The sequence below is a fragment of the Modestobacter caceresii genome, from assembly GCF_000761485.1.
Classification (GTDB): Bacteria; Actinomycetota; Actinomycetes; order Mycobacteriales; family Geodermatophilaceae; genus Modestobacter; species Modestobacter caceresii.
Map to the genome: position 1 here is coordinate 1 of NZ_JPMX01000112.1, position 8,807 is coordinate 8,807.

Sequence of the window (8,807 nt, forward strand, 5' to 3'; positions counted from 1 at the left end):
GCACCGGGGCCGGCTGGCGGGCGGGCGACCCGGCCGCGCTGCACGCGCTGGCCGGGCTGGAGCTCGAGCGACTCGGTCTCCGGTCGCCCGCCCGCCCCTCAGCCGGTGGAGGTCAGCTGAGGGAGTAGCCGCAGGCCGCGACCGCGGCGGCGCAGACGTCCTCGTCCTGCTGGCCGGTGCCGCCACTGCCGCCCAGCGCGCCGAGCAGCGTGCCGTCGGAGTACACCGGCACGGCGCCGGTCTGCGGGGTGAACTTGCCGCCGGTCATCGTGGTGATCGCCGAGGCGAAGTTCGGCATCGGCTCCATCTTCGCCTTCTGGGCGGCGCTGGGGGCGCCGTAGGCGGCCGCCGTCCACGCCTTGCCCTGCGCGACGTCGGCGGAGATCCACGGCGCGCCGTCCATCCGGATGAGCGCGACGAGGTGGCCGCTGGGGTCCATCACGGCGAAGGACATCGGGACGCCGAGCGTCGTCGACTCCTCCCGCGCAGCCTGGAGCAGGGACAGGGCCTGGTCATGTGTCAGCACCGGGCCACCATCGCCCGCGGGTGGGTCCGGGGGCAAACCGGACCCACCCGTCACACCGCGTCGAGCGGGCGGAGCTGCGGCGTGGTGGCCCGCACCTGCGCGGCGGCCAGCACCCCGATGACGGCGAGGGAGTTGCGGATCTTCCCGTCGAACACCCACTGGACGGCCTCGGCCAGCGGCACCCGCTCCACCGTCATGTCCAGCTCCTCGTGCTCCACGGTGAAGCCGTCGGGGCGGGCGACGTCGCTGAGCCCCTCGGCCAGGTACAGGACCACGAGCTCGTCGCAGAAGCCGGGCGACGGGTGCTGGGTGGTGAGCAGCGACCAGCGCTCGGCCGACAGCTGCACCTCCTCGGCCAGCTCCCGGCGGGCGGTCTCCACCGGCGGCTCCCCGTCGACGTCGCGCAGACCGGCCGGCACCTCCCACAGGTGCTCCCCGACCGGGTGCCGGTACTGGCGCAGCATCACCACCCGGTCCTGGTCGTCCAGGGCGACGATGCCGACCGCGCCGGGGTGGTGCACGACCTCGCGCCCGCTCTCGCCGCCGCCGGGCATCGCCACGGTGTCCTTGCGCAGCGAGATGATCCGGCCGGCGTAGAGCTCCTCGGAGGCGACCACGTCGTAGGAGTGGGGCATCAGATGCCCACCTGCTCGTCCTCGGGCACCGGCAGCCGGGCGGCGTCCTGGTAGCCGGCGGCGGCCTGCACGAAGGCGGCGAACAGCGGGTGCGGCCGGGTGGGCCGGCTCTTCAGCTCCGGGTGCGCCTGGGTGCCGACGAAGAACGGGTGGACGTCGGCGGGCAGCTCGGCGAACTCGACCAGGGTGCCGTCGGGCGAGGTGCCGGAGAAGACCAGCCCGGCCTCGGTCAGCCGGTCGCGGTAGGCGTTGGCCACCTCGTACCGGTGCCGGTGCCGCTCGGTGATCTCGGTCGCGCCGTAGGCGGCCGCGACGACCGAGCCCTTCTGCAGCGCGGCCGGGTAGCTGCCCAGCCGCATGGTGCCGCCCATGTCGCCCCGGCCGGCCACCACGTCGAGCTGGGTGGCCATGGTGGAGATGACCGGGTCGGGCGTCTCCGGGTCGAACTCGGTGGAGTTGGCGCCCTCGATGCCGGCCAGGTCCCGGGCCACCTCGATGACCATGCACTGCAGACCCAGGCACAGGCCCAGGGTCGGGATGCCGTTGACCCGGGTGTGCTGGATCGCGCCGAGCTTGCCCTCGATGCCGCGCACCCCGAACCCGCCGGGGATGCACACGCCGTCGACGCCGGCCAGCGCCGCAGCCGCGCCCTCGGGGGTCTCGCAGTCGTCGGAGGGCACCCAGCGGATCTGCACCCGCGAGCGGTGCGCGAACCCACCGGCACGCAGCGCCTCGGTGACCGACAGGTAGGCGTCGGGCAGGTCGATGTACTTCCCGACCAGCGCCACGGTGACGGTCTGCTTCGGGTCGTGCACCCGGTCCAGCAGGTCGCCCCACACGGTCCAGTCGACGTCCCGGAAGGGCAGGCCCAGCCGGCGGACGACGTAGGCGTCCAGCCCCTCGCGGTGCAGCACCTTGGGGATGTCGTAGATCGACGGGGCGTCCGGGCAGGAGGTGACCCCCTCGGCGTCCACGTCGCACATCAGGCCGATCTTGCGCTTGATGCCCTCGGAGATCTCCCGGTCCGACCGGCAGACCAGCGCGTCGGGCTGGATGCCGATGCTGCGCAGCTGGGCGACCGAGTGCTGGGTGGGCTTGGTCTTCAGCTCACCGGAGGGGGCGATGTAGGGGATCAGCGAGATGTGCAGGAAGAAGCAGTTGTCCCGGCCGATCTCGTGCCGCACCTGCCGGGCGGCCTCCAGGAAGGGCAGCGACTCGATGTCGCCGACCGTGCCGCCGACCTCGGTGATGACCACGTCGACCCGCTCCGGGCCCTCGGCCACGGCCATGATGCGGGACTTGATCTCGTTGGTGATGTGCGGGATCACCTGCACCGTGTCGCCCAGGTACTCCCCGCGCCGCTCCTTGGCGATCACGTCGGAGTACACCTGGCCGGTGGTCACGTTGGCCCGGCCGGTGAGGTCGGTGTCCAGGAACCGCTCGTAGTGCCCGATGTCCAGGTCGGTCTCGGCGCCGTCCTCGGTGACGAACACCTCGCCGTGCTGGAAGGGGTTCATCGTCCCCGGGTCCACGTTGAGGTACGGGTCCAGCTTCTGCATCGTGACCCGCAGGCCACGGCTGGAGAGCAACGCCCCCAGAGAACTTGCTGTCAGTCCCTTGCCCAGTGACGACACGACGCCGCCGGTGACGAAGACGAACTTCGTCGGCTGGGAGTTGGGGAGAAGAGGTCCGCGGTCACGAGGTTCTGCCAGTCGACCCACGGACGCCCACGTTAACACGGGCTCCCGGGGCCCCCGTCGCCGCTCCCGGCGCCCGGCCCGGGAGCGGCCGGGCGGCCCCGTCGCCGCCCGGTGCACTGGCGACCAGCCACACCAGCAGGGGCACCAGGACGGTGGCGGCGGTCGCCGGGAGGGCGACGCCGCTGTCGTTGACCAGGGCGCCCAGGGTCAGGCTGAGCGCGACCGCCACCAGGCCGGCCCGCAGCACCCCGAGGTCGTCGGCGGGCAGCCCCGCGGCGCGGTGACCCGGGCGGGTGCGCAGCAGTCCGCCGGGGCGCAGCAGCCACACCGCGGCGACCAGCGCGACCAGCAGCATCCAGGCCAGCGGGCTGCCCAGCAGGATGTTGAGGTTGGCCTGGGCCTTCCGGCTCACCACGGTCCAGGCCTCGCCGTCCAGCAGCTGCCCGACGAAGCGGCCCAGGTGGCTGCGCTCGTCGGCCGGGCCGAGCCAGTCGACCACCGCGACGGTGCCGACGGCGAGCACGGCGACGGCGAGGACCGCCACGAGCCGGACCACCGTGACCCGGATGTGGCCCAGCAGCATCCCGAGCACCAGGAACCCGGGGACGGCGGCCAGCACTCCCCCGAAGTCCCGGCCCAGCGACGGTGCGCCGATCACGACCACGTTGGCCACCCCGGCTCCCAGCACCGGCAGCAGCCAGTGCCGGCGGCCGGGTGTCCCCGCCCGGCGGGCCACCGCGGCAGCCGCCGCGGCGGTGAGCAGCAGGGAGCTGACCGCCAGCAGCCCGAAGCTCAGGTTGCCGTACCCGGTGAACCGACCGGCCACGATGGCGTCGTAGCCCAGCAGGCCGTCGAGCTCGAGGTGGGAGCCGGTGAGCACGTCGCCCACCAGGGTCCCCAGCGTGATGACCAGGACGGCGACGGCCGGCCCCAGCCGGGTCCGCCGCCACGGTCCCAGCGCGGCGACCGCGGTCACCGCGAGGGTGCAGCCGAGCACCGAGCCGGCCAGTGCCGGTCGCGGGGCCGAGCTGAGCTCCCAGGGCACCAGGTTGGCCAGGTAGGTCGACACCGGGACGGCGGCGACGGCGAGCGCGGCGACCCGCAGGGCCGCCGTCCGGCGCCGTCCTGGGGTGCGCTGCTGCAGCCAGGTCCGCACCCGCCCGTGGCCCCGGGCCCGGCCGGGGAACCACCCGGTGGCCCAGCCGCCCAGGCCGAGCAGGCCCAGCACGACCAGCGCGCCGTTGAGCAGCACCAGCAGCCAGAAGGTGGTGCCGGTGCTGCGGTAGTGGACGACGGCGCGGGTGTTGATCTGCTCCAGCTCGGCGATCGCGGTCACCAGGTCGGGCCGGTCGCCGGCCACCCGGAACGGCTGCCCGTTCATCGAGGAGACCCGGTCTAGGCCCAGCGCCTGCAGGATCGTGGGCGCGACGTCGATCAGCTGGACGAAGGGCGCCCGGCCGGTGCTCGCGCTGGTCAGCCAGCCCGGCGCCACCCCCGGCCCGCTGGCCAGCCCCACGTGCAGCTGCGGCCGGCCGCCGTTGACCTCGGAGACCCCCTGCAGCAGGAAGAGCGTGTCCCCGGGCAGCTCGGCCACCGCGTCGCGCAGCCGGCCGACGGTCTGGTCGATGACCGCCAGCGCCGCCTCCCGGCGGGAGGGCTGGGTGCCGGTGTCGGTCTCCTCGATGACCGGGGCGCCGGCGTCGGTCAGCTGGTCCAGCGAGACGATGGTGAGCGGGCACTCCGCCAGCAGCGCGGCGACCTCGGCCGGCTCGGCCGGCAGCTGGTCGCGGACGCTGAACTCGCCGGTCTCCCCCGCCACCGCCAGCGAGCCGGCGCGGCCGACCACCGTGCTGCAGTCCACCGCCTCCCCGAGGGCGCCGGGCTCGGCGCCGAACCGGGCGGTCGCCTCGTCGGCGGCCACCCGTGCGACGGTCTGCTGCGGTTCGGCGAGGCCGACGTCGGCGACCTGCTCCTCCAGCCCGCACCAGGACAGCCGGGTGTCCGCCTGCACCGCGGCCGAGCCGTCGTCGGCGCCGTTCGCGACCGCGTCGTCCTCCGGGAGCGGGACGCTCGGCACCGGCACCGGGGGGACCGGCTCCACCGGGCCCGGGTAGCGGGCCCGGTTGCCCGCCCCCAGGGTGGCCCAGCCGTCCAGCAGGCAGGTGGTGGGTCGGGCGGCCCGCACCGACAGCGCACCGATGGCCGACTCCTCGGCCAGCGCCCACAGCTCGGGGGTGCGCTCGGGGTCCAGGTCCGACCAGGTCAGCCCGGCGACCCCGACGTCCACCACCCGGGTGGCCGACCACGGTCCCCCGGCGGTGGCGGCCGCCGCCGGGCCGGTGGTGCCCGCGAGCAGTCCGCCGAGCAGCGCCACCACGGCCAGGGTTGCCGGGAGCAGCCGCGCGAGGGCGCCCCACCCCCGCCCCGCCGGCCCGCTCATCGTCGGCTCTCGGGCGGTCCGAGCAGCTCCCGGTAGAGCTCGACCAGGGCGGCCGCGGTGGCCGCCTCGTCGGGCCAGGTCGCCGCCTGACGTGGTCCGGCGGCCCCCAGCCGGGCGATCTCGGCGGGGTCGGTGAGCACCCGGGCGACGGTCTCGGCCAGGGCCGCGGCGTCGCCGGCGGGCACCAGCTCAGCGGCGTCCCCGACCAGCTCGGGGATCCCGCCGACGGCCGTGGCGACCAGCGGCGTCCCGGCCCGCAGCGCCTCCTGGGCGGTCAGCGAGCGCGCCTCCCAGACCGAGGGCAGCACGCACGCGTCCGCGGCGCCGAGCAGGTCGGCGACGTCGGTGCGCCGCCCGAGCAGCGTCACCGGCAGCCCCTCGGCGGCGATGCGCCGGGAGAGCTCGTCGGACAGCGGACCGTCCCCGGCGATGGCCACCAGCGGTGCCGGGCGCAGCCGAGGGTCCGCCGACCACCGGCCGACGGCGTCCAGCAGCGAGTCGTACCCCTTCTGCGGGTGCAGCCGGCCGATGGCGACGACCAGGGGCCGGCGGTCGTCGTCGAGCCCGAGCTCGCGCCGCACCTCGCGACGGTCCCGCCGGGCGGGCCCCAGCGGCGGGGCGGAGACCGGGGCGACCCGCACGTCCCGGGCGCCGAGCCGGCGGGCGTTGTCGGCCAGGTCCCCGGACGCGGCCAGCACCACGTCGGCGCCGCGGACGGTTGCCCGCTCGGCGGCCTGCAGCACGCGGCGGCGGAGGCCGCCGCCCTCGGGCAGCGCGTTGTGCAGCGTGAGCACCAACGGCCGACGACGCTGCCCGGCCAGTGCACGGGCCGCCGCGGCGACCAGCCCGGCCCGCAGCCCGTGGGCGTGCACCAGGTCCGCCCCCGCGGTGGCCCGGCGCAGGGCGTGGACGGCGCGCAGGTCGGCCACCGGGTCGAGCCCTGCGGAGATGCCCACCGGACGGAAGTCCGCGCCGCTGGCGGTGAAGCCGAACAGCTCCTCGGTGGCCTGCGGGCCGCAGACCCGCACGGCCGCGCCCGAGCGGGCCAGCGCGGACAGCACCGAGCGCAGGTGGGTGCCGACGCCGCCGGTGCTGGTGGCCAGCACCTCCGCGATCCGGCGTCCGGTCAGGAGAGGCTCGTCGGTCATCGGTCCCCTCCTGGTGCGTCGGCCCCCCGCAGGCCCTGCACGGCCGCGGTCAACGGCCGCCGGGAGGTCCCCATCATGACCGCCGCGGCGACCACCAGCACGACCCCGCCGGCCGCCAGCCCGATGCCGACCGCGGCGAGCACGCCGTCCCCGGGCACCGGGTCGGCGCCCAGTGCCCGGGCGGTGAGCAGCCCGGCCGCACCCGCGAGCCCGCCGCCCAGCAGCGCCGGCCCACCGGTGCGGGCCACGCCGGTCAGGGCGCCGGCGCCGGCCTGGCGGGCCACCACGACCAGCAGCGCGATGCCGGCCACGGTGACCCCGATGCTGTGCCCGGCGCCCAGCGCGAGCGCGCGGTCGGCCGGGGGCAGCACCGCGGCCAGCACCAGGTCCGCGGCGACGGCCACCAGCCAGCCACCGACCACGCAGACCGTCGGCGAGCGCCACGACCCCCGGGCGTACAGGGCCCGCGAGAGCAGCGCGACCAGCCCGTAGCCCACCAGGCCCGGGGCGAAGGCGGCGATCGTCGACTGGAGCGCGGCCGCAGCGCCGGCGTTCTCCGGGGCGGCCAGGAACACCCGGGCCATCGGACCGGAGACCGCGACCAGGCCCGCCGCCGCCACCGCACTGCTCACCACGGTGAGGACGACGGCCGGCGCCAGCGTCCGCCGGTACCCCTCCTCGTCCCCGACCGCGGCCCGTTCGGTGAGCCCCGGGTAGACCGAGGTGGCCAACGGCACGGCGAGCGCGGCCCACGGCAGCAGGAAGACCGTCATCCCGGCGAAGTAGGCGACCAGGGTGCCGTTGGGCGCCCCGGCGGTCAGCCAGATCGCCACCACGGCCACCAGCTGCTGGCCGGCGAGGGTGAGCACCCCGGCCAGCGCCAGCCGGCGCACGCGGGGCGCCGCCCCGACCGGGAAGCGCAGCGAGGGCCGCAGCCCCAGCCGCAACCCGCGCAGCGGCACCAGCAGGGACGCCGCGAGCGCGACGACACCCAACGTCGTCCCCACCCCGAGCACCAGTTCGGCGGTGGTGGACAGCCCGCCCACGGTGCGGCTGCCGTCGAGGCCGGCGAACAGCAGGTAGGCGGAGGCGACCACCAGGGTGGACAGCAGCGGCGCCAGCGCGGGCCCGGCGAAGCGGCGGTGCGCCTGCAGGACGCCGGTCAGCACGACCGCGATGCCGTAGAGGGCCACCTGCGGGGCGAAGACGACCAGGAAGCGGGCGGCCAGGTCGACCTCAGCCGGGTCGTCCCCGAGCAGCGCACCGGCGATCGGCCGGGCGAAGAGGGCGAGCAGCGCGGCCAGCGGCACCAGCACCAGCAGCGCCCAGCCCAGCAGCGCACCGGCGGTGCGGCGCACCTGCTCCCGGTCCCCCACGGCGATCCCACCGGCGAGCATCGGCACGACGAGGCTGGCCAGTGCGCCGCCGGCGACCACCTCGAAGACGATGTTCGGCACGTAGTTCGCCGCGAGGTAGGTGTCCGCGGTGCTGTCGGCTCCGACGGCGTTGGTGAAGACGACGGTGCGCCCGAACCCGGCCAGCCGGGCCAGCAGGGTGAGCACCGAGATCAGCAGCGCCGCCCCGGCCGCGCCCTGCACGACCCGACGGCGGGCGGTGCTCGTCATCGCCGGACCCGCCCGGGAGCACGGCCCCCGGGGTGCTGCCCGACCGTCACGCCGTGCGGCGGCCGAGCCGGTCGAGCTCCCGCAGGCCGGGGGTCGACTCGATGACCCGGGTGAAGCTGATCTTCTCGCTGGCCAGGGTGAGCGCGGTGACCACACCGAGCAGGCCGGCCCGGGAGCCCCGGCCCGGCAGCGCGGCGAGCCGCAGGCCGAGGAGCGCGCCGACGGCGTTGGCCCCGCAGTCGCCGAGCATCACGCGCTCACCGAGGTCCGCAGGCAGCACGGCCAGGCTGGCACCCAGCGGGCCGGCGACCAGCCCACCGGCGGGGCCACCCACGGTCGCCGCGGACAGCAGCACGGCGGCCTTCGCGGCCCGGCCGGGACGCAGGTCGAGCAGGTTGACCAGGTTCGCCGTCCCGGCGACCAGGCCGGTGGTCAGGACGCCGTCGACGACGGCCGACACCCCGCTGCCACGGCGCGTCAGCACGGCGGCGACCGCGGCGGCGGCACCGATCCCGGCGACCTTCACCGCCCCCGCCGACACCCGACCCGCCCGCAGTGCGGCCAGGTGGCCGGCCAGTCCCTTGTCCCGGGCCTGCTCCGGCCGGGCGCCCGCCAGGTCGTCGTAGCCACCGACCGCACCGGCGACGGCACCGACGACGGCGGCCGCGGCCCGCTGGCCCGCCGGGGCACCGAGCACCGCCGATCCGGTCGCCGCGGCGGCCAGCACCGGGCC

At 76.4% G+C, this 8,807-nt stretch carries 7 protein-coding genes; all 7 read right to left on the minus strand.

The window, feature by feature from the left end; all coding sequences use genetic code 11:
- Window positions 1–112 precede the first annotated feature (112 nt).
- Window positions 113–526: a GlcG/HbpS family heme-binding protein gene (locus IN07_RS20350; protein WP_036339730.1), complete on the minus strand. Its 414-nt coding sequence runs from the start codon at window positions 524–526 to the stop codon at window positions 113–115.
- A gap of 50 nt (window positions 527–576) precedes the next feature.
- On the minus strand, window positions 577–1,161 hold the full coding sequence (locus tag IN07_RS20355) for an NUDIX domain-containing protein (protein WP_036339738.1): 585 nt from the start codon (window positions 1,159–1,161) through the stop codon (window positions 577–579).
- Entirely contained in the window at window positions 1,161–2,900 is a 1,740-nt protein-coding gene (locus IN07_RS20360; protein ID WP_269429980.1) for a CTP synthase, read from the minus strand. Before IN07_RS20360 ends, IN07_RS20355 begins: the two co-directional genes overlap by 1 nt.
- Window positions 2,857–5,301, minus strand: a complete 2,445-nt coding sequence (locus tag IN07_RS20365; protein WP_052091565.1) for an alkaline phosphatase family protein — start codon at window positions 5,299–5,301, stop codon at window positions 2,857–2,859. The genes IN07_RS20360 and IN07_RS20365 overlap by 44 nt, the downstream gene beginning before the upstream one ends.
- A complete protein-coding gene (locus IN07_RS20370) occupies window positions 5,298–6,449 on the minus strand; it encodes a glycosyltransferase family 4 protein (protein WP_036339744.1) in 1,152 nt (383 codons plus the stop codon). Before IN07_RS20370 ends, IN07_RS20365 begins: the two co-directional genes overlap by 4 nt.
- Window positions 6,446–8,074, minus strand: coding sequence for a murein biosynthesis integral membrane protein MurJ (gene murJ, locus IN07_RS20375; protein WP_052091566.1), 1,629 nt, complete (start codon window positions 8,072–8,074; stop codon window positions 6,446–6,448). Before murJ ends, IN07_RS20370 begins: the two co-directional genes overlap by 4 nt.
- Before the next feature lie 46 nt (window positions 8,075–8,120).
- Window positions 8,121–8,807, minus strand: a 687-nt coding sequence (locus IN07_RS25975; RefSeq protein ID WP_052091567.1) for a hypothetical protein, incomplete at its 5' end; no start/stop codon positions are given.

Coding starts and splice junctions, on each gene's coding strand:
- IN07_RS20365 (WP_052091565.1), bottom strand. CDS start 5,301: ATGAGCGGGCCGGCGGGGCGGGGGTGGGGCGCCCTCGCGCGGCTGCTC.
- IN07_RS20370 (WP_036339744.1), bottom strand. CDS start 6,449: ATGACCGACGAGCCTCTCCTGACCGGACGCCGGATCGCGGAGGTGCTG.
- IN07_RS20355 (WP_036339738.1), bottom strand. CDS start 1,161: ATGCCCCACTCCTACGACGTGGTCGCCTCCGAGGAGCTCTACGCCGGC.
- murJ (WP_052091566.1), bottom strand. CDS start 8,074: ATGACGAGCACCGCCCGCCGTCGGGTCGTGCAGGGCGCGGCCGGGGCG.